The 20,958-nt window shown below is 68.7% G+C and carries 16 protein-coding genes; 2 read left to right on the top strand and 14 right to left on the bottom strand.

Annotation, left to right across the window (positions count from 1 at the left end; all coding sequences use genetic code 11):
• Positions 1-22 precede the first annotated feature (22 nt).
• The 6 genes from HSX14_RS28390 to hutC all read right to left on the bottom strand — a co-directional run bounded on the left by HSX14_RS28390 (position 23) and on the right by hutC (position 7,564).
• Positions 23-991, bottom strand: coding sequence for an ABC transporter substrate-binding protein (locus HSX14_RS28390; RefSeq protein ID WP_173171088.1), 969 nt, complete (start codon positions 989-991; stop codon positions 23-25).
• A 173-nt stretch (positions 992-1,164) separates the two neighbouring features.
• Entirely contained in the window at positions 1,165-2,571 is a 1,407-nt protein-coding gene (locus HSX14_RS28395; protein ID WP_173171085.1) for an amino acid permease, read from the bottom strand.
• 92 nt (positions 2,572-2,663) lie between these two features.
• Positions 2,664-4,196: a histidine ammonia-lyase gene (gene hutH, locus HSX14_RS28400; RefSeq protein WP_173171082.1), complete on the bottom strand. Its 1,533-nt coding sequence runs from the start codon at positions 4,194-4,196 to the stop codon at positions 2,664-2,666.
• A 2-nt stretch (positions 4,197-4,198) separates the two neighbouring features.
• The gene (gene hutU, locus HSX14_RS28405; RefSeq protein WP_173171079.1) at positions 4,199-5,869 is read right to left on the bottom strand and encodes a urocanate hydratase; all 1,671 of its coding nucleotides are present in this window, start codon (positions 5,867-5,869) and stop codon (positions 4,199-4,201) included.
• A 442-nt stretch (positions 5,870-6,311) separates the two neighbouring features.
• Positions 6,312-6,899, bottom strand: coding sequence for a HutD/Ves family protein (locus HSX14_RS28410; RefSeq protein ID WP_173171076.1), 588 nt, complete (start codon positions 6,897-6,899; stop codon positions 6,312-6,314).
• Positions 6,896-7,564: a histidine utilization transcriptional repressor HutC gene (hutC, locus tag HSX14_RS28415; RefSeq protein ID WP_178132790.1), complete on the bottom strand. Its 669-nt coding sequence runs from the start codon at positions 7,562-7,564 to the stop codon at positions 6,896-6,898. The genes HSX14_RS28410 and hutC overlap by 4 nt, the downstream gene beginning before the upstream one ends.
• A gap of 201 nt (positions 7,565-7,765) precedes the next feature.
• Between hutC and HSX14_RS28420 the strand changes: the two genes are divergently transcribed.
• Positions 7,766-9,124 (top strand): formimidoylglutamate deiminase, encoded by a 1,359-nt coding sequence (locus HSX14_RS28420; RefSeq protein ID WP_173171070.1) that lies wholly within the window; start codon positions 7,766-7,768, stop codon positions 9,122-9,124.
• A 3-nt stretch (positions 9,125-9,127) separates the two neighbouring features.
• Here the strand turns inward: HSX14_RS28420 and HSX14_RS28425 are convergent, their stop codons facing one another.
• The 7 genes from HSX14_RS28425 to HSX14_RS28455 form a co-directional block, all read right to left on the bottom strand.
• A complete protein-coding gene (locus tag HSX14_RS28425) occupies positions 9,128-9,685 on the bottom strand; it encodes a lipocalin family protein (RefSeq protein WP_173171067.1) in 558 nt (185 codons plus the stop codon).
• Positions 9,682-9,936, bottom strand: a complete 255-nt coding sequence (locus HSX14_RS28430) for a hypothetical protein (protein ID WP_173171064.1) — start codon at positions 9,934-9,936, stop codon at positions 9,682-9,684. The genes HSX14_RS28425 and HSX14_RS28430 overlap by 4 nt, the downstream gene beginning before the upstream one ends.
• Before the next feature lie 68 nt (positions 9,937-10,004).
• Entirely contained in the window at positions 10,005-10,604 is a 600-nt protein-coding gene (locus tag HSX14_RS28435; protein WP_173171061.1) for a DUF924 family protein, read from the bottom strand.
• Positions 10,605-10,607: 3 nt separating this feature from the next.
• Positions 10,608-11,618, bottom strand: a complete 1,011-nt coding sequence (locus HSX14_RS28440) for a class 1 fructose-bisphosphatase (RefSeq protein ID WP_173171057.1) — start codon at positions 11,616-11,618, stop codon at positions 10,608-10,610.
• A gap of 173 nt (positions 11,619-11,791) precedes the next feature.
• Complete coding sequence (locus HSX14_RS28445; protein ID WP_173171054.1) at positions 11,792-13,441, bottom strand: histidine kinase N-terminal 7TM domain-containing diguanylate cyclase; 1,650 nt, start codon at positions 13,439-13,441, stop codon at positions 11,792-11,794.
• Between the two features lie 213 nt (positions 13,442-13,654).
• Positions 13,655-15,031 carry a DUF3999 domain-containing protein gene (locus tag HSX14_RS28450; protein WP_173171051.1) on the bottom strand — a complete coding sequence of 459 codons (1,377 nt, stop codon included), beginning with the start codon at positions 15,029-15,031 and terminating at the stop codon, positions 13,655-13,657.
• A complete protein-coding gene (locus HSX14_RS28455) occupies positions 15,028-18,690 on the bottom strand; it encodes a DUF2339 domain-containing protein (protein ID WP_173171048.1) in 3,663 nt (1,220 codons plus the stop codon). Before HSX14_RS28455 ends, HSX14_RS28450 begins: the two co-directional genes overlap by 4 nt.
• Positions 18,691-18,955: 265 nt before the next feature.
• On the opposite strand from HSX14_RS28455, the gene HSX14_RS28460 reads away from it, so the two are divergent.
• Positions 18,956-19,351, top strand: a complete 396-nt coding sequence (locus HSX14_RS28460; RefSeq protein WP_173171045.1) for a YkgJ family cysteine cluster protein — start codon at positions 18,956-18,958, stop codon at positions 19,349-19,351.
• Positions 19,352-20,014: 663 nt separating this feature from the next.
• Here the strand turns inward: HSX14_RS28460 and HSX14_RS28465 are convergent.
• Positions 20,015-20,923 (bottom strand): DUF808 domain-containing protein, encoded by a 909-nt coding sequence (locus HSX14_RS28465; protein WP_173171041.1) that lies wholly within the window; start codon positions 20,921-20,923, stop codon positions 20,015-20,017.
• Positions 20,924-20,958 lie beyond the last annotated feature (35 nt).

Raw genomic sequence — 20,958 nt, forward strand, 5'->3', positions numbered from 1 at the left:
GATGCGCGGGTGCCGTCAGGCGTCAAAGCGATGCGTCGACCTTCTTCGCCGCGTCCTCGCTGACCCAGGCGTGCCAAACCTCCGGGTGCTCCTTGAGGAAGGCCTTGGCCAGCTTGTCCGAGGCGATCTTCTCCTTGGCCATGCGCGCCAGGTTCTGGTTCAGCAGGTCGATGGGCAGGTTGACCTTCTTGAGCATCTCCACCAGCTCCGGCGCCTCGTCGTGGAAGGTCTTGGACAGACCCACCTGGATGGTCACGCGCTTGTCGACGCCGGGCTTCTCGTCGAGCTTCACCAGGTCGGCCTGGCCCATCAGCGGCGTCGGCGACCAGTAGTAGAAGAGGATAGGCTCGCCACGGCGGTAGCTGGACAGCACTGCGGCATCCAGCGCCGGGCCGGTGCCGGGGCGGAAGTTGGTGAATTTGTCCTCGAGGCCGTAGTCCTTGAGCATCTCGCTGTTCTCCAGCTCGCAGGTCCAGCCGGCCGGGCAGTTGTAGAAGCGGCCCTTGGACGGCTCCTCCGGGTCACGGAACAGCTCGGCGTACTGGCCCAGGTCGGCGATGGCCTTGAGCTTCGGCGCCTTGGCCTCCAGCCCGCGCTTGGCGTCGCCTTCGACCAGGTAGCGCGGCACGTACCAACCCTCCACCGCGCCGACGATCGGCGCGCCCACGCCCACCACCTTGCCGGCCTTCTCGGCCTTGTTCCAGGCGTCGCTGCGGCCGATCCACTCCTCGGCGAAGATCTGGATGTCGTTGTTGCCCAGGGCCTGCTCCATGGTGATGGAGTTGCCCGGCAGGCTGTCGGTCTCGCAGCCGTAGCCTTGCTTGAGGATGACCTGCAGCAGGTCGGTGAGCAGCATGCCGCTCTCCCAGTTGAGGCCGGCGAACTTCACCGGCTTGCCGGCTCCGCACCAGCTTTCGGCCTGGGCGGTCCCATGGCCCGCCAGCAGTCCCACGGCACACACCAGGCCCAGCACTTTCTTGTTGAATCGCATGTTCCGACGCTCCTTGAACTTGGTAAGGGTTAAGGCAGAGCAAATGCCCGGAGGGCAGGCCATCGGCTTCCGGGCAGGAAACCGGCCAGAGCCGGTTCCCGTACGTCGGCGACGACGAATTCTCGTGAATGGCGGGTGCGCCCAGGCGCCCCGCTCATCCCGCGTACGACCACTCAGTCATCCAGACTCAACACGGACGGCATCTCCTGCCGCCCCTCACCAGCGCCCGGCCGCACCCAGATGAACCAGGCGATGACCAGCAGGGCGATCCACACCGCGCCGACCAGCAGCGCGGCCTGGGTCTTCGGGAACCAGCCGAGCACCCCGAAGATGAACAGCATGAAGGCGATGGCGCAGGCCGGGCCCACCGGCCAGAACGGCACCGGGAAGGCCAGCGCCGCCACTTCTTCGCGGCCGAGGCGACGGCGCAGGCCGACCTGGGCCAGGAGGATCATCAGCCACACCCAGACGGTGGCGAAGGTGGCGATGGAGGCCACCAGCAGGAACACGTTCTCCGGGATCAGGTAGTTCAGCAGCACGCCCAGCAGCAGCGCACCGGCCATCACCAGCACCGTCATCCAGGGCACGCCATGGCGCGAGACCCTGGCGAAGCCCGAGGGCGCCTGGCCTTGCTGGGCCATGCCGAAGAGCATGCGGCCGGCGCCGAAGATGTCGCTGTTGATCGCCGAGACGGCTGCCGAGATCACCACCAGGTTGAGCAGGGTGGCGGCCGAGCCGATGCCCAGGCTGTCGAAGATCTGCACGAAGGGGCTGCCCTGGGTGCCGATCTGCGGCCAGGGGAAGATCGCCATCAGCACGAACAGGGTCAGCACGTAGAACAGCAGGATGCGCAGCGGTACCGCGTTGATCGCCTTGGGGATGGTGCGACGCGGGTCCTGCGCCTCGCCGGCGGTGATGCCGATGATCTCGATGCCGCCGAAGGCGAACACCACCACCGCGAAGGAGGCGATCAGCCCGCCCAGGCCGTTGGGCATGAAGCCGCCGTGGCTCCAGAGGTTGGCGACGCTGGCGGCATGGGTCGCGTCGGCCATGCCGAAACCAAACAGGAGGATGCCGAAGCCGCCGAGGATCATGGCGACGATGGCCGAGACCTTGAGCAGCGACAGCCAGAATTCCAGTTCGCCGAACACCCGCACGCTGCACAGGTTGAGGGCGCCGATGAAGAAGATGATCGACAGCACCCAGATCCAGCGCGGCACCTCGGGGAACCAGAAGCTCATGTAGATGCCGAAGGCGGTCACGTCGGCCAGGCAGACGATGATCATCTCGAAGGCGTAGGTCCAGCCGGTGAGGAAGCCCGCCAGCGGGCCGATGTAGCTGCTCGCGTACTGGCCGAACGAGCCCGCCACCGGTTCGCGCACCGCCATCTCCCCGAGGGCGCGCATCACCATGTAAACCGCCGCCCCGGCCATCAGGTAGGCCATGAGCACCGCCGGCCCGGCCATCTGGATGGCCGACGCCGAACCATAGAACAGGCCCGTGCCGATGGCCGAACCCAGTGCCATGAAACGTATGTGCCGGGCGTTGAGGCCCCGGCGCAGGCTGGTCTGTACAGTCATTCCCTTGTTCTCCTTGTTCTTGGGGTGGTGGGCGGCTCCGGCGCCTCCATCGCAGGCGCCGCCCGGCATGGCGGGTAGTCGGGGTGCCGGCCTCAGAGGCTCGGCAGCAGGCCCTCCGGCATCAGCGCGTTGAGGCAACCGCTGGCCAGCAGCGCGCTGGCGGCCTCGATGTCAGGGGCGAAGAAACGGTCCTCCTGGTAGTAGGGCACCTGGCCGCGCAGCAGGGCGCGGGCCTCCTCCAGCTTCGGCGAGCTCTTCAGCCCTTCGCGGAAGTCCAGGCCCTGACAGGCGCCCAGCCACTCCACGGCGAGGATGCCGCGCACGTTCTCGGCCATGGCCCAGAGGCGCTTGCCGGCGTTCGGCGCCATGGAGACGTGGTCTTCCTGGTTGGCCGAGGTGGGCAGGCTGTCGACGCTGTGCGGATGGGCCAGCGCCTTGTTGTCGCTGGCCAGGGCGGCAGCGGTGACCTGGGCGATCATGAAGCCGGAGTTGACCCCGCCATTGGCCACCAGGAAGGGCGGCAGCTGCGACATGTGCTTGTCCATCATCAGCGAGATGCGCCGCTCGGAGAGCGAGCCGATCTCGGCGATGGCCAGGGCCAGGTTGTCGGCGACCAGGGCCACGGGCTCGGCGTGGAAGTTGCCACCGGAGACCACGTCACCCTGCTCGGCGAACACCAGCGGGTTGTCGGAGACGGCGTTGGCCTCGACCTCCAGCACCTCGGCGGCCTGGCGCATCTGGGTCAGGCAGGCGCCCATCACCTGGGGCTGGCAGCGCAGGGAGTACGGGTCCTGCACCTTGTCGCACTGGGCATGGGAGCGCGCCACCTCGCTGCTCTCGGTGAGCAGCGAGCGGTAGGCGGCGGCGACGTCGATCTGCCCGCGCTGGCCCCGGGCGGCGTGGATGCGCGCATCGAAGGGCGCCCGCGAGCCGAGCATGGCCTCGACGCTGAGCCCGCCGCAGACGGTGGCGGCGGCGAACAGGTCCTCGGCCTCGAACAGCCCGCGCAGGGCATAGGCGGTGGAAGCCTGGGTGCCGTTGAGCAGGGCCAGGCCCTCCTTGGCGGCCAGGGTCAGCGGCTCCAGCCCGGCGATGGCCAGGGCCTCGGTGGCCGGCAGCCACTGGCCCTTGTGGCGGGCGCGGCTCTCGCCGAGCAGCAGCAGGGACATGTGCGCCAGGGGCGCGAGGTCACCGGAGGCGCCCACCGAGCCCTTGAGCGGGATGTGCGGGTAGACCTCGGCGTTGATCAGGGCGATCAGCGCGTCGATCACCTTGCGGCGGATGCCGGAGAAGCCACGGGCCAGGCTGTTGACCTTGAGCAGCATGATCATCCGCACCAGGGCGTCGTCCAGCGGCTCGCCGACACCGGCGGCATGGGACAGCACCAGGGAGCGCTGCAGCTTCTCCAGGTCCTCGCGGGCGATGCGGGTGGAGGCCAGCAGGCCGAAGCCGGTGTTGATGCCGTAGGCGGTGCGGTCCTCGGCGATGATGCGTTCCACACAGGCGACGCTGGCCTCGATGGGCGCGTCGGCGCTGGCGTCCAGGCTCACGCGCACCGGCCCGAGATGAACCTTGCGCAGCTGGGCCAGGGTCAGTCGACCGGGCAGAAGATGGAGGTCGAACATGCTCATTCCCCCTTGCCGATCATCGGCAGGTTGAGGCCCTGCTCGCGGGCGCAGTCGATGGCGATCGGGTAGCCGGCGTCGGCATGGCGCATCACGCCGGTGCCCGGGTCGTTGGTCAGCACGCGGGCGATGCGCGCGGCGGCCTCGTCGGTGCCGTCGCAGACGACGACCATCCCCGAGTGCTGGGAGAAGCCCATGCCCACGCCACCGCCGTGGTGCAGCGACACCCAGGTGGCGCCGCTGGCGGTGTTCAGCAGGGCGTTGAGCAGCGGCCAGTCGGAGACGGCGTCGGAGCCATCCTGCATGGCTTCGGTCTCGCGGTTGGGGCTTGCGACCGAGCCGGAGTCGAGGTGGTCGCGGCCGATGACGATGGGCGCCGACAGCTCGCCGCTGCGCACCATCTCGTTGAACGCCAGGCCGAGCTTGGCGCGCTGGCCCAGGCCGACCCAGCAGATGCGCGCCGGCAGGCCCTGGAAGGCGATGCGCTCGCGGGCCATGTCCAGCCAGCGGTGCAGGTGGGCATCGTCGGGGATCAGCTCCTTCACCTTGGCGTCGGTCTTGTAGATGTCCTGCGGGTCACCGGACAGCACCGCCCAGCGGAACGGGCCGACGCCGCGGCAGAACAGCGGGCGGATGTAGGCCGGGACGAAGCCGGGGAAATCGAAGGCATTGGCGACGCCTTCTTCCTTGGCCATCTGGCGGATGTTGTTGCCGTAGTCGAAGGTGGGGATGCCCTGCTTCTGGAAGTCGAGCATGGCCTGCACGTGCACGGCCATGGACTGCTTGGCGGCCTTAACCACGGCAGCCGGGTCGCTCTGTGCGCGGTCGCGGTACTGCTCCCAGGTCCAGCCGGCCGGCAGGTAGCCGTTGAGCGGGTCGTGGGCGCTGGTCTGGTCGGTGACCATGTCCGGACGCACGCCACGGCGTACCAGCTCGGGGAGGATCTCGGCGGCGTTGCCGTGCAGGGCGATGGAGATGGCGCGGCCTTCGGCGGTGTAGGTGGCGATGCGCGCCAGGGCGTCATCCAGGTCCCTGGCCTGCTCGTCGACGTAGCGGGTCTTGAGGCGGAAATCGATGCGGCTCTGCTGGCACTCGATGTTCAGCGAGCAAGCGCCCGCCAGGGTCGCGGCCAGGGGCTGGGCGCCCCCCATGCCGCCGAGGCCGGCGGTGAGCACCCAGCGGCCGGCGAGCTTGCCGTCGTAGTGCTGGCGGCCGGCCTCGACGAAGGTCTCGTAGGTGCCCTGGACGATGCCCTGGCTGCCGATGTAGATCCAGCTGCCGGCGGTCATCTGGCCGTACATGGCCAGGCCCTTGGCATCCAGTTCGTTGAAGTGTTCCCAGGTCGCCCAGTGCGGCACCAGGTTGGAGTTGGCGATCAGAACGCGCGGGGCGTTGGCGTGGGTCTTGAACACGCCGACCGGCTTGCCGGACTGCACCAGCAGGGTCTCGTCCTCGTTCAGCTCCTTGAGGGTGCGGACGATGGCGTCATAGCACTCCCAGTTGCGCGCGGCACGGCCGATGCCGCCGTACACCACCAGCTCCTTGGGGTTCTCGGCCACTTCCGGGTCCAGGTTGTTCATCAGCATGCGCAGCGGCGCTTCGGTCAGCCAGCTCTTGGCGTTGAGCTGGGTACCGCGCGGGGCGCGGATCTCGACATCACGGAATTTGGTCATGGCAGGCTCCTGGGAGGCGTGGGGTGTAGAGGGACGGGAATCGAGCCCGGATATCTACACACATATGAACTTGTACATACAAGCATATGCAAGTGAAAGGCCAGTTCGGCGAGGCAGGCTTCAACAGCTCGCGCAGAACCCCGGGAAGCAGCGGATTACCTGGGCCCCGGCACTGGGCGAAGAATCGATGACGAGCAGGAGGGAAAGTAGCCGACCTGTTACCGGGGTGCGCTTGTGGGGCGAAGCGCAGCGTTTCATGCACGGTAATGGGGCGTTCGGTAACGCAGCGGGGAATCAGGAGGAGGGAAACGCAGGTTGGGCCGGGAGGCGTTTCGCTGGGGCACGCAGCCGCCACAGCAGAGCCGAGCCAAATCAGGCGATGCACCGTTGGGCCTCGCCACGCTCGGCGCCAACCTACGGTGTCATGTACAACCCAACGGGATCAGCGCGGCTGCAGCTCGATCAGGCAGCAATCCACCACGGTCAGCGCATCGAGCACCAGCTCGCGCAGCGCGCCGTCACCTTCCAGGTGCAGGCAGTCATGGCGGCCGAGGTGCAGCGCCTCGCCGCCCACCTGCACATCCAGCCCCTCACCGGCACTGAACAGCACCAGGGTGCGGGCGGAGCTGAACAGGCGCAGCGGCCCGTTGACGCGCTGCCATTGCAGGCGAGCGCCGAAGCGTTGCGGGGCGTAGATCAGGTTGAAGTCGCGGATGGGGCCACCCAGCAGCTCGCACTGCACGCAGCTGCCGCCATCGAAGGCGAAGGCATCGCCGGGCTTCAGCTCGCGGGAGGGCCTGCCATCCACCACGAGGCGCATGCCGTCACCCTCCAGTACGGTGATGACGCGCTGGTAGCCGGTGAAGGCGGAAAAGGGTCCGGGCTGGCCGACATCGGCGATGGACAGGCGCCAGCCGAAACCCTCGAGGTCGGCACCGCCGTCACGGAGGATTTCCTGGGTGGAGCCGGCGCCGTTCTTCCACGGCATGCGCGGATAGTCGACCGCGCGCAGGACCTGGGGCGCACTCATGAGCCGAACCGCCCTTCGAGGCGGTAGCGCGAGCCGGGGTAGAGCAGGCGCGCGCTGGTCACGGTATTGCGGCCCGACCAGGTACGGCGGCGGATCAGCAGGCAGGGTTCGCCGCGCTCGATCTGCAGCAGCCGGCATTCGTCGGCCTCGGCGAGGATGGCCTCGACCACGTGCTCGCCCTCGGTGAGCGGCGCGACCTGGGACAGGTAGGCGTGGGGCGTCTGCTGGGTGAAATCCTGCTTGAGGTAGTCCGGCGCCACCGAGGCGTTGACGTAGCGGTCCTCGATCTGCACCGGCACGCCGTTCTCGAAATGCACGATGACCGAGTGGAACACCCGCTGGCCCTCACGCACATTCAGCGCCAGGGCGCGCTCGGAGCCGGCCAGTTCCTCGCCCAGGGCGATCACCTCGCAGCGGTGCGCATGGCCCCGCGCGGTGATTTCCTCGGCGATGTTGTGCACCTCGAACAGCGCGGCCTGGCCCTTGGGCTCGGCGACGAAGGTGCCGACGCCCTGCATGCGCACCAGGTAGCCCTCGGCGGTCAGCTCGCGCAGCGCGCGGTTGACGGTCATGCGGCTGACGCCCAGTTCGTTGACCAGCTCGCTCTCGGACGGCACGCGGTGGTGCGGCGGCCAGGTGCCGTCGTCGATCTGCCGGCAGATCATCTGCTTGACGCGGGCGTACAGCGGCGCGGGCGCCTCGCCGGGCTGGACGGCGAAGGACGGGATGTCGACGGACGGGTTGGGCACGGGGATCACTCCTTGGCGGCGCGCCCGGCGGGTAGGCCGGGGGTCTGGTCGAGTTTACGGTCTCGATATACGTCTGTATATGTATATACAAATAACAACCTTCACAGGTCGCCAATCATGCCAGCCTTCTTCACCGAACGAGCCCTGCTTCCCCAGGGTTGGGCCAGGGACGTCCGTTTCGAGGTAGCCGCGGACGGCCGCCTGGGCCGCGTCGAGCCGGGCGCCACGGCCGATGGCGCCGAACTCCTGAAAGGCCCGGTCGTGCCGGGCATGCCCAACCTGCACTCCCACGCCTTCCAGCGCGCCATGGCGGGGCTGGCCGAAGTGGCGGGCGACCCCAATGACAGCTTCTGGACCTGGCGCGACCTGATGTACCGCCTGGTCGGCCGCATGCAGCCGGAGCAGGTGGAAGTGATCGCCCGCCAGCTCTATATCGAGATGCTCAAAGCGGGCTTCACCGGCGTCGCCGAATTCCACTACCTGCACCACGACCGCGATGGCCGCCCCTACGCCGACCCGGCGGAGCTGGCCTTGCGCATCAGCCAGGCCGCCCGTCGCACCGGTATCGGCCTCACCCTGCTGCCGGTGCTCTACAGCCACTCCGGCTTCGGTGGCCAGGCCCCCAATGAAGGCCAGCGCCGCTTCATCAACGGCACCGACGGCTACCTCGCCCTGCTGCAACGCCTGCGCGAGGCACTGCCGGCCGACCAGGTCCTGGGCACCTGCTTCCACTCCCTGCGAGCTGTCACGCCGGAGCAGATCGACGCCGTGCTGGCGGCGGATGCGGGCGAGGCACCGATCCACATCCACATCGCCGAGCAGCGCAAGGAAGTCGACGACTGCCTGGCCTGGAGCGGCCGCCGCCCGTTGCAGTGGCTGTACGAGAACATCGACGTGGATGCGCGCTGGTGCCTGGTCCACGCCACCCACGCGGAAGCCGACGAGGTCGAGGCGATGGCCCAGAGCGGCGCGGTGGCCGGCCTGTGCCTGACCACCGAGGCCAACCTGGGCGACGGCATCTTCCCGGCGGTGGATTACCTGGCCCGGGGTGGGCGCTTCGGCATCGGCTCGGACAGCCACGTCTCGGTCAGCCCGGTGGAGGAACTGCGCTGGCTGGAATACGGCCAGCGCCTGCGCGACCAACGCCGCAACCGCCTGCACCAGCCCGGCCAGCCGCGCGTGGGCGACGCCCTCTACCAGGCTGCCCTGGCCGGTGGCGCCCAGGCGCTGGGGCAGCCCAGTGGCGCCCTGGCGGTCGGCGAGCGCGCGGACTGGCTGGTGCTGGACGGCAGCGACCCCTACCTCGCCACCGCCGCGGACGATGCACTGCTCAACCGCTGGCTGTTCGCCGGCGGTGATCGTCAGGTACGCGATGTGATGGTGGCGGGACGCTGGGTGGTGCAGGACGGCCGTCACCCCGAGGAAGAGGCGACGACGCGGGAGTTCGCCGACACGCTGCGCGCGCTGCTGGGGTGACCCTCAGCGCGGCATCTTGTCGTCCGGCGTACGCCAGATCAGGGCATCGGTGTCGTAGCCCTGCTGCCGTGCCAGCTCCAGCAGGTGCGTGCGGGTGTGCTCCGGCACCTCAGGCGTGCGCGAGAGCATCCACAGGTAGGTGCGATCCGGATGCCCCACCAGCGCCGTCTGGTAGTTCTCGTCCAGGTAGAGCACCCAGTACTGGCCCTTGGTGAGATCAGGCGCCAGGCGGCTGAACCAGTTGTCGAAGCGCACCCAGAGCTTGTCGGTATGCCCGGCGACCTGGGGCACGGCCTGCCCCTGGGCCTCCTGCCATTCGCCCTCGGCGGTACGGCAGCGGTTGAGCACGCCGACCGCGCCATCCGGCTGCAGGCTGTAGTGGGCTTCGGATTGCGCGCAGTGGCGCTGGAAGAACATCGGCAGCCGAGCCAGCTCGTACCAGGTGCCCTGGTAGCGCTCCAGGTCCACCGCGCCCACGGTACGGGGCGGCGCGGCGGGCTCGCCGGAGCCGGCACAGCCCGCCAGCAGCAACGCGCCGAGCAGCAGTGACAGGCGGGTCATTTCAGGCCCTGCCCCTGGTACATCATCACCTTGTCACCCGCGAACTGGATGCTGATGTAGGCCTTCTGGTCGCCCCAAGTGCAGCTGGTCAGGCCCACGGCCCCCGAGCATTCGGTCGGCTCGCCGATGATCTGCTCGACCTCGGCCTTGGCCATGCCGGCCTTGATCTTCGAATAGTTCTCCTGGTTGATCTTGTTGCAGGCGGCGAGCGCGACGCAGACGGACAGCAGGGCAAGGATGCGCAGTTGCATGGATGACTCCGTGATGGGTGGGATGCCGCGCAAGCTTGGCACAGCGTTGCGCGCAATGCCCATTGGAGTCAGAAGCGCGAGCCGGGTTCCTCGAGGAAGGCGGCTTCCTCCGCGCTGGAGAGTCGACCGAGGATGGCGTTGCGATGGGGGAAACGGCCGAAGCGGGCGATCACCGCGTGGTGGCGCACGGCGTAGTCGAGGAAGCCGTCGAACAGCTCGCGCTCGGCGGGGCTGACGGCGTCGCGCAGGGCGGTGTAGCGCTGCACGGCGAGCTCCTGGACGGCCAGGTCCTCGGCGTGCTCGAAGACGATCTCGATGAAGACGCGGCGGATCGGCGCGAGCTGCGCATCCAGGCCCCGGGCGATGCCGTCGCGCACCAGCGCCTGGGCGCGGGTGTCGCCGGCGAAGGCGCGCGGCTGGTCACGGAAGAGCATGCGCGGCAGCTGGTCGAGCAGCAGGACCAGCGCCAGCCAGCCCTCGGGCTGCCCGGCCCAGTCCCCGAGGCCGCCGGCCAGGGCCTGCTCCACCTGGGTGGCGAAGCGCTGGCGGGCGTCCTCGTCCTGGCTGTCGCGCTTGCCGAACCACAGCCCCTGGCGCGAGGCCGCCACCTCGACGGCACCGGCCTCGGGGCCGAACCACCAGTCGAGCAGCGGCTGCCAGGGTGCCATCGGTTATTCCTGGTGGTAGCCGGTGACGCGCTCGACTTCCTGCTTGGAGCCGAGGAACACCGGTACGCGCTGGTGCAGCGACGTCGGCTTGATATCGAGGATGCGCTGGCGACCGTCGGTGGCGGCGCCACCGGCCTGCTCGATGATGAAGGACATCGGGTTGGCCTCGTACATCAGGCGCAGCTTGCCGGGCTTCTCCGGCTCGCGGGCGTCCCAGGGGTACATGAACAGGCCGCCGCGGGTGAGGATGCGATGCACGTCGGCCACCATGGAGGCGATCCAGCGCATGTTGTAGTTCTTGCCCAGCGGGCCTTCCTTGCCGGCCAGCAGCTCGTCCACGTAGCGTTTCACCGGGGCTTCCCAATGGCGCTGGTTGGACATGTTGATGGCGAACTCGGCGGTGGCCTCCGGCACGCGGATGTCGTCGTGGGTCAGCACGAAGCTGCCCAGCTCGCGGTCCAGGGTGAAGCCCTTGACGCCGTCGCCCAGGGTCAGCAGCAGCATGGTCTGCGGCCCGTAGATGGCGTAGCCGGCGGCGACCTGCTTGGTGCCCGGCTGGAGGAAGGCCTGCTCGTTGAGGCTGTCGTTCTGGGAGAGGTACTCGTCCGGGCAGCGCAGCACCGAGAAGATGGTGCCGACCGAGACGTTGACGTCGATGTTGGAGGAGCCGTCCAGCGGGTCGAACACCAGCAGGTACGCGCCCTTGGGGTACTTGCCGGGGATCTGGTAGGCGTTGTCCATCTCTTCGGAGGCCATGCCCGCCAGGTGGCCGCCCCATTCGTTGGCTTCCAGGAGGATCTCGTTGGACAGCACGTCGAGCTTCTTCTGCACCTCGCCCTGCACGTTCTCGGTGCCCATGCTGCCGAGCACGCCACCGAGGGCGCCCTTGGATACGGCGTGGCTGATTTCCTTGCACGCGCGCGCGACGATCTCGATGAGGAAGCGCAGATCGGCAGGGGTGTTGTGGCTGCGGGTCTGCTCGATCAGATAGCGGCTCAGGGTTACGCGGGACATGGAAGAGGCTCCGGAGGGGAAGGAAAAACGCGCGCAGTTTAGCGCGACTCGCGCCGCAATGCTGCACGCCGCTCGGCAGCCCTCGGCAACGCCCGGATCAGAGGCGCCGAAGGCCGTCGGGGCGGCACGCAGAATCATCTGACGCGGCAAACGCCAACTGGTTCAGCGCAGGCTCAGAGCTCCACCCGGGCCAGGGCGCAGACCTGGTTGCGGCCGCTGCGCTTGGCCTCGTAGAGCGCGGCGTCGGCCACCTGCAGCAGCTCGTCGAGGCTCTGCCCCTGGTCGGGCCAGACGGCCAGGCCGGCGGACAGGGTGACGCGCAGCTCGCCGATGCGGGTGGCCAGGGCCGTATCCGCCAGCTCGCGACGGATCGCTTCCAGGCGCAGCCGTGCCTCGTCGCTGTCGGCGCCGGGGAGGATCAGCAGGAACTCCTCGCCGCCGATGCGGAACACCGCGTCGGTGCTGCGCAGGCTGCATTCGAGGAAGCCGGCGACGCCCTTGAGCATGTCGTCGCCCACCAGGTGGCCATGGCGGTCGTTGAGCTGCTTGAAGTGGTCCAGATCGATCAGCGCCAGGGCGATGGGGGTTTCCTCACGCAGGCTGCGGGCCTGCTCGCGGGCGAAGAATTCGTTGAGGTAGCGCCGGTTGTAGAGGCCCGTGAGCGGGTCGCAGAGCGCCTGCTCCTGCAACTGCTCGTGCAGGCTGGAGATGGTCCGCAGGCGTTCTTCGCTGAGGGCCAGGGCCTCGGCCAGCTGCAACTCGCTGCGGTGGCGCTCGGTCACCTCGCGCAGGTAGACCATCCGCCCCAGCATGTGGCTGCCACTGCGGGTGATGCGCTCGATGGCACGCGCACGCACCTCGAAGTAGCGCGGCGGCTCGCCCAGGGTCAGCATCGGCTCGCCGCCGGCCTGCGCCTGCAACAGGGTGTGCAGCTCGACGCCGAACACCGGCCAGCCCAGCAGCGCCCTGCCCTGCCAGCCGCCGCGCAGGCCGGCGAGGCGCAGCGCCGCGGGGTTGGCTTCGATGACCCGGCCCTTGGCGTCGATCACCAGCACCGGGTCGGGCAGCTCCTCCAGCAGCAGGTGGCGCGCCACCGGCAGCAGGTCGAACAGGCGCACGCCGAGGATCAGCCAGGCGAAGGCCAGCAGGGTGAAGGCGAAACTGAAGGGCGTCGGATCGAAACCGAACAGCGTCCAGCCGAACACCACGTAGCTGATGTTGGCGGCCCAGGGCACGCAGGTGACCACCCCGAACGCCAGGTAGTGGCGACGGTGCAGGCCATGGCTGGTGATCACTGCGCGGCTCACCACCGCCAGGCAGAACAGCATCATCACGTAGACGTAGACGGCCGCACCGTGGAACAGCACGCCATGCTCGTACACGACCGGCGCACCGGGCAGGTCCGATGCCGGACCCGTCGCCGGCCCGTAGAACGCCTGGTGCCAGGGGTTGCTCAGGGCCATCGCCCAGACCAGCAGCGGCGCCACCGCCAGCGGCAGGTAGCGATGCACGGGCAGGGGTTCACGGATGCTGTTGACGTACTGCCAGAGGAACACCGCCCAGAGCGTGGGCACGGCGACGATTCCCGGCCAGGCCATGCTGGCCCAGAACACCTTGCACTCGGCGCCGGTGGCGGCGAGTTCGAGGCCGGCGGTGGACAGCCACCAGAGGATGCACAGGTGCAGGATGACGAAGCTGGCGCGCCCGGGGAAATAGCGCTGCCGGCCGATCCAGCGGGCGAGGAACATGATGCCGACGCTCAGCATGCAGGTGAACAGGACGGGGCTGGTCAGGGCCCAGCCGGAAGCACCGCACAGGCTCATGGTCGGTCACCAGGGCCGGGCCGGAGGGGAACCGGGCGCCCGGAAGAGTACTGGCCGAAAAGGCGGGCAGCGAGCAGCTGCGGAATGTTGTCGAGCACCGGCCTTCCTGACCTGACGCAAAAAAGAGCGGCGCGTGACCCCTGTCACGCGCCGCTCTAGAAGATACAGCAAAAAGCCACCATTGAAGTGACAACTTCGCGCAACGTCGGGGTCTCAGGCGCCCTTGCCCTGCCCCTTCAGCAGGCTCAGCGCCATCAGCACCAGCAGCCCCACGCCGAGCAGCAGCACCGCCCACAGGCCGATGCGTTTCCAGGCCAGCGCCGAGTCCTTCTCCGCAGCGACCACCACGGCCTTCTGCTCGGCCAGGCGCAGGTCGCCGTCGAGCTGGGCGCGGCCCATCTTCTCCAGGCTGCCGGGGCCGTAGCCGGGCACCAGGGTGGTCAGCGGCAGCTCGGCGGTCGCGGCTCCCGGTTGGCCGATGGCCAGGGTATAGGGCGGCGTGCCCCGGGCCAGGAACACCACCTGCAGCGCGCGCATGCCCACCTGCAGGGTCGGGGCCTTGGCGCCGAAGCCACCGGCACGCGGGTCGACGCTCATCTTCAGGTGCTGCACCGGCGTCCAGCCCGACAGCACCAACTGGTCCTGCACCGCCTCGCTGCCGTCCTGCGGCAGGCGATAGAGCAGCCCGGACGTCAGCCCCTGCCACTGCGCGGTGTCGTTGCGCCGCGCCTGCAGCTGCACCGGTGCCAGGGTATTGGCCTGGTCGAGGGAGAACTTCAGCCGCTCGATCGGCAGGGGCAACGGCAGGTCCCAGGCGTACTCGCCCTTGCCCGTCGTGCTCGCCACCAGCGGCTCGGACCACACCAGCGGTGCCGGGCGGCTCTCCTGGCTGGCACCGGAGACACGGGCCTCGGTCAGCAACGGCGCTTCGCGATCCAGCCAGAGCAGGCGCAGGTAGCGCGCCTTCTGTCCCGGCAGCACCACTTCGCGCTGGTAGATGTGGTCATCGCCGAAACTCAGCCGGGCGATCTGCCCGGTGCCCCAGGAACGCCAGCCCTGCAGGTCGTCGCTGGCCTCGATGCTGAAGCGCTGGAAGCCTTCGCCCGCCTCGCTCCAGTCGATCACCAGCTTCTCCAGCGGCGTCTTCACCGCGCTGGCGTCCAGCAACCAGCCACGCAGGCGCTCGCCCGTGGCGGCCGGGTCCTCCGGCAGCACCTCGACCACGGTGCCGGTGGTGCTGCGCTCCACCCTCACCCGTGGCGCACCCTGGCCGGCATCGGCCGGGCCACGCAGGGGGAACCACTTGAGCGCCACGTCCTGCTCGCTCCGCGTGATCTCCGACTCGCTGCGGGTCAGCGCATAGGCCAGCGGTTCGCCCTCGGCGTTGAAGATGCGCAGGTCGCGCAGGTCCGCATGACGGGCGACGAAATGCAGCGACATCGGCAGGTCGACGCGGTACCAGGGCCCGTTGCCCTCGACCTTGAGCGGCACCCGGGCGGCGAAATCGTCCAGGCTGTCCTGGGCCTGGGCAGGCTGCGTCACGCACAGCAGGCCCAGGCAGATGTTCAGCAAGAGGGGGAAACGGCTCATGCGTTGACCTGCTCCGATTCGGGCGCCGCCCGCTTGGGCGGGAGCGGCGCGAAATAACCGACGACCAGCAGCAACACGCCGACGCCGATGAAGGAAATGATGCGCTCCAGGCCACCCCGGTTGCCCAGTTCGACGAAGAACAGCTTGGCCACCACCACGGCGATCAGCGCGGCCCCCACCAGCCAGAGCTCGCGATGGACGCGCCTGTGGCCGCCGATCATCAGGCCCAGGGCGATGCTGGTCCAGACGATGGACAGCCCGGCCTGCACCAGCATCGAATCCAGCTGCGCATCCAGCACGAAGGGCACGCCTCCCCAGTGGTGCGCACTGCGGAAGACGATGGCCGTGGCCAGGGCGAACAGCGAGGCGCCCACCACCCACTGCGGCGCCAGGCGCTGGACAGTGGCGTCGAGGCCGAACTCGCCGAGGTTGTCGCGCAGCCACAGCCAGACCCCCAGCAGGGCGAACAGCAGCCCCAGCTCCAAGGGGTTGACCAGCGGCAGGTAGGGCAGCGGGTCGGCGCTGCCATCGCTCCAGGCGTTGGCGATCCAGAACCAGGCCAGCATCATCGCCGCCAGCGGCATGGCCGCCCACAGGCGGTATTCACGGGCGAAGGCGGCGATCGGCCAGGGCAGGCGCATCACCCGGGTGACCAGCAGCAGGTAGAGGCTCGGCAGCAGCGCCCAGCCCAGCCAGCGCCAGGCGTTGTAATGCTCGGACAGCAGCATCAGCAGGTAGCGCAGCTCCAGCGCCAGCACGCCGAGGATCAACCAGCAGCCGAGCACGTGGGCAGCGCTGCGAGCCCCCTCCGGCAGCAGGCCATGCAGCTTGCGCAGCGCCAGCAGGTGCACCGCGAACAGCACGCCCCAGCCCAGCCAGCCGAAGTCGGCGGCGGGATGGTAGTTGGGGTGCCAGGCATGCATCAGCGCCACCAGGGCCGCCGGCACCAGCAACAGGCAGAGCAGCGCGAGGGTGCGCCACTGGGCACGCAGCGCCAGCAGCATCCACAGCACCACGGTCACCGAGGCCGCCAGCAGTGCCAGCGGCACCTGCAGCCCAGGTGCGGCGAAGCGGCCGATCTCGGCGACCCAAGCCAGCGTCCACCAGCCGGCGCTCCAGACCAGCAACAGCTGCGACAGGTGCCCCAGGCTCACGCCTTGCAGGCGCGGGTCCTCGCGCCGGGCCTCGCTGTGCAGGCGCCAGGCACCGACCAGGGCGGCCAGGGCCAGCACCAGCGGCGTCCAGAAGCCGGCATGGGCCAGCGGGCGCAGGCCCTCGGCGCTGAGCTGGCCGAGCAGCAGCGGGCTCACGCTGAGGAAGCTGAGGCCGGCGACCACCTGCAGCGCCAGGCCGAAGATGAAGCTGGCGCGCAGTTGCAGGTGCAGGCTGAGCCAGACGATCAGCAGGCCGCTTCCGCCCCAGACCGCACTGGCCGTGCGCCAGGGCAGCACGAAGAGCACCGCGAGGTTGATGAATACCAGGCCCACCAACAGCACCACGGACATGCTGCGCAGCAGGCGCCGGTCATTGCGCACCATGTCGTCGCGGGCCGCCACCAGCATGCCGCCGATCAGCGCCAGGCCGATCAGCGAGGCGGTGACCAGGCCGTTCCAGCCCAGCGCGCTGCCACTGCCAAGGCCGCTGCGGTCCATGCCCAGGAGGAACACGGCGCCACCGAGCAGCTGCACGGCGAAGGCGCTGAAGAGGAAGGTGCGCGAGGCCAGGCGCAGGCCGGCATACAGGGTCGCCAGGCCCGCCAGGGCCCAGGCGATGGCCGTGCCTTCGGCGCGCAGGCACAGCGGCGCGATCAGGTAGAGGAAGGCGAGTCCGCTGCTGGCCAGGATCGGCAAGCCGCTGCGCTCCCAGGCGGAGGCCTCCTCCTCCTGCGCCCCGCGCAGTTGCCAGAAGCTGAACAACAGCGCCACGCCCAGCATCAGCGCGCCCAGCGGCGCGCCTTCCAGCAGGCTGTCGACGCCCAGGCGCAGGCTGCCGAGGAAGGCCAGGGCCGCCCCCACCTGCAGCAGCAGGGCGAAGGCGCGGGCCAGCGGCCGGCGCTGGCGCAGGCCCAGCCAGAAGATGCCGGCGCCTTCCACCGCCCAGGCGGCGGAGGTCCAGCGCGCATCCAGGCCCAGCGGAATGGCCAGGGTGCCGAAGACCACGCCGAGGGCCATGCAGGTTTCCACCAGCAGCAGCGCGCGCCCCGGCGCACGGCCCGCCAGCACCCGGGCGATCAGCATGTACAGCAGGCCCAGGGTCAGGGCGCTGAAGGCGGCACCGAACTCGATGTGGTGGATCACCGCGTACTGCAGGCCGAAACCGACCAGCGGCGGGCCGAACAGCACGGTGCCGTCGATGTAGTCGCCCTGGCGCGCCGACCAGCGCAGCAGTGCGTCGCGCTCGCCATCCGGCGCGGCGACCGCCTCGCGCAGCTTGCGCCGGGCGAACAGCAGGCCGATGGCCAGGTACATGAGGAAGAACAGCACCAGGAAGGGCTCGGTACTGGCGAACAGCTCCGGTGTGTAGGAGCGCATGCCCCAGGCGAAGCCGATGCCGAAGGTGCCGACGAAGCCGATCAGGTTGAGCAGGCGCCAGGCCTTGAACCAGGCGATGGCGAAGATGCCCGCGTTGAGCAGGGCGAAGTAGGAGAACAGCGCGACATGGTTGCCGCTGCCGGTGGAGGTGAGGATCGGTGCGGCGAAACCGCCCAGCGCCGCGGCGGCGGCCAGGCCCAGGGCATCCTGCAGCACGGCGAGGATGGCCGAGCAGATCGTCACCACGATCAGCAGGATCAGCGCCATCTTCGGGTCCAGCAGCGGGTGCAGCCGCATCGCCGCGAACACCGTCAGGTAGAGCACCGCGATACCCGCGCCCTGCAGCATCAGGCCGTAGTTGGGGTTGCGCCGGCGCAGCCACCAGCCCAGCCCCAGCAGGGCGATGGCGGCAGCCGCGACGCCCGCATAGCGCACCTCGATGGGCACCACCATGCCTTCGGTGGCATAGCGCAGGAGGAAGGCCAGGCCGAGGAACAGCAGCAGCACGCCGACCCGCAGCACGGTGTTGCCGCCGAACAGCCAGTTGCGTGCAGCCTCGAAGCCGCGCTCGAACAGCGAAGGTTCGCGAGGCAGCGGCGGTGGAGGGGGCGTGACCGGCGTGCGCGCGACCACGGGTGCGGGCTGGCGTGGCGGCAGTGGCTCGGCGGCGGGCTCGGGCAGTGCCTCGAGGGTCCAGTCGCTGACCTCCGGCTGGCGAGGGGGCGGCGTGACCACCAGCGGCTCGGGCTCCAGCTCCGCCGGAAGCTCCCAGACCAGCTCGCTGTCGTCCACCGGTTTCTCGGGCGCCGCCTCTTGGGCATGGGCGACCGGCACCGCGGGCACCTCGGGCGAAGGCGCTTCGGCAGGCGGCGTGGCGGCGGGTGCGGGCTGCACGCCACTGCGCTCGACCTTGAGCAAGCGTTCGTGGATGGCCTGGGTGCCGACATCGAAGCGGGCGGCGAACTCGCGCAGCTGCTTCTGCAACGCGGCGTTTTCCGCGCTCAGCCCCTGCAGGCGGATCGCCTGTCCGAGGCCCAGTCCGAGCAGGCCGCCCAGCAGGGCCCCGGTGATCGATTCACCGGCTGCCGCTCCCATGGCCAGTCCTACCAGCATGAAGATCCATTGCATGCACTGAATTCCCAAATGACTGAGAAGAAACGCCAGATCCCTGCACGTTCAACGCCGTCGCCCGGCGTAAATAGCGACGCGCCAGTATATCGAGCGAAACGGAACACTCCCTACAGACGAATGCTGGGCATCTCACAGACACAGAAAATTCATCCGCTTGCCCACCAACCGCCCAAATGACCGAGCCGGCCGGCGGCAACCTGTTCACAAATTCGCCAATCCCGCTATGATGCGCGCCCTCCCAGCCCCCACCCGTACCCAAGCCATGAAGACCATGCTCATCGTCGGCGCCGATATCGATCGCACCGAAACCTGGATCCGCTACGAAAAGAGCATGTGCCACGCCTGCGTCTCCAGCTGCTGCACCCTGCCGGTGGAAGTGCGCATCAGCGACCTGATCCGCATGGAGCTGGTGGCCGACTTCGAGCGCGGCGAGCCGCCGAAGAACATCGCCAAGCGCCTGATGAAGGACGGCCTGGTGGAGCGCTTCAACCAGAAGTCGGGCATCTTCACCCTGACCCGCATGTCCAACAACGACTGCTACTTCCTCGACCGCAAGTCGCGCCTGTGCACCATCTACGACAAGCGCCCGGAAACCTGCCGCAACCACCCCCGGATCGGCCCGCGCCCCGGCTACTGCGCCTTCAAGCCCAACCCCTGATCCCACGCCCCGCCTCGCCTGCCCTTGTGGGAGCGAATTCATTGGCTCTGTCTGCGTTAAGTGTTGCTAGAGGATTTGGAACCCGGTTGATTGCCGAGTCTTGCTGATGGTTTCTGTTTCGCCTTGCCGGGCGAGTCCCTTTTCCAATCGTTGAAAAGGAACCAAAAAACTTGCCCCTGCATACGGGTCTGGCTTCGCCAGACTCCCCTCGCTCCATCATCGTTCCAGGGGCACGCCGCGAAGGGCCGTCCCTGGCCCATCGCGGCTCTCGCGACATCCATGTCGCTCAACCCCTGAAACGACGATTGCGCTCGGCCTTCTGAAAGGGGCGTTTGGCCGCTGCTCCAACATCGATGCTCAATACTTCACATTGATGTGCGCATCTCCACCGGGCGAACGCCGCGGCTGGCGGCTTTCGTAGGATGGTGTAGAGCGAAGCGAAACCCATGCGGTGGGTGTGTCAGGAATCCAGAATCGTCCTGAATGCCGCCGTTCTTGAGCCTTTTCGTTGAGTCCACAACAGCTAACGCAGACAGAGCCAATTCATTCGCGATACCCCGGCTCCGGGCTGAAGCCCGGGCTACGGTCCGAGCGGCCATGCGCGCCCTGAAAAACGAAAACGCCCCGCGAGCCAGAGCTGGCGGGGCGTTTTCTTGAGCGGAATCAGCCCTTGCCGAACAGCTTCTTGGCCAGGCTGACCACGGCCAGCACCAGCGCACCGGCAACGATGCCGACCACGCCGTTGACCAGGGTCGGCACCAGCCAGCCTGCGGCGCCCGCCGCTTCGGCCAGGTGGTGGATCGGTTCATGGGCAGCAGGAATGCCGTGGGTGAGGATGCCCCCGCCCACCAGGAACATCGCGGCGGTGCCGATCACCGACAGCCCCTTCATCATGTAGGGCGCGGCGCGCAGGATGGCGCGGCCGATGCTCTGCGCCGCCTGGCTGGTCTTGCGGCTGAGGTACAGGCCCAGGTCGTCCAGCTTGACGATGCCGGCCACCAGGCCATACACGCCGGCGGTCATGATCGCGGCGATGCCGACCAGCACGGCCACCTGCACGCCGAAGGAGGACTCGGCGACGGTGCCCAGGGTGATGGCGATGATTTCGGCAGAGAGGATGAAGTCGGTGCGGATCGCGCCCTTGATCTTCGCTTTCTCGAAGGCCACGACATCCACATCGCTCTTGGCCAGCGCCTCGACATGGGCGGCATGGCCCTGCTCGTCTTCCTCGGCGCTGTGCAGCCACTTGTGGGCGAGCTTCTCGAAGCCCTCGAAGCACAGGTAGGCGCCGCCCACCATCAGCAGCGGGGTCACCGCCCAGGGCGCGAAGGCGCTGATCAGCAGTGCGGCGGGCACCAGGATCGCCTTGTTCACCGCCGAGCCCTTGGCCACCGCCCAGACCACCGGCAGCTCACGCTCGGCCTGCACGCCCGAAACCTGCTGGGCATTGAGGGCCAGGTCGTCACCCAGAACGCCGGCGGTCTTCTTCGCGGCGACCTTGGTCATCAGGGAAACGTCGTCCAGGACGCTGGCGATATCGTCGAGCAGGGTGAGCAGGCTGGCTCCGGCCATGTGGAAATCCTTGAGTGGGTAAGCGTTGCGAGGGC

Source organism: Pseudomonas tohonis (assembly GCF_012767755.2).
Lineage (GTDB): Bacteria > Pseudomonadota > Gammaproteobacteria > Pseudomonadales > Pseudomonadaceae > Metapseudomonas > Metapseudomonas tohonis.